This window comes from Bartonella sp. AA81SXKL (assembly GCF_042196945.1).
Lineage (GTDB): Bacteria > Pseudomonadota > Alphaproteobacteria > Rhizobiales > Rhizobiaceae > Bartonella.
In genome coordinates, this window is the sequence record NZ_JBHIRH010000279.1 from 1 (window position 1) to 346 (window position 346).

A 346-nucleotide genomic window follows, 5' to 3' on the forward strand; every position below is an offset into this window, starting at 1 on the left:
TTCCAGAAGTGATATCAACCTGTCCACCACCAAAGGAAACAGCATAGATACCGCTTTTGAGTGAAGATAGAATTTCTTCAGGTGTTTTATCGCCTCCTAGCATGATCGTATTTGTCATTCGTGGCATTGGTGCATATGCATAGGATTCACGCCGTCCATTTCCAGTTGGATTAACACCCATAAGCCGAGCATTTAGCCTATCTTGCATAAAACCAACAAGTTTTCCATTTTCAATAAGAATGTTATATCCTGATGGCGTACCTTCATCATCAATGGTGAGTGAACCACGACATTTTGGAATTGTACCATCATCAACAACTGTAACACCTTTTGCGGCAACTTGTTG

Annotated in this window: 1 protein-coding gene; it reads right to left on the minus strand. The window is 41.0% G+C overall.

Annotation, left to right across the window (positions count from 1 at the left end; all coding sequences use genetic code 11):
• Positions 1–346: metallopeptidase TldD-related protein (locus tag ACFINZ_RS11085; RefSeq protein ID WP_375701544.1), on the minus strand; the 346-nt coding region annotated here is incomplete at both ends.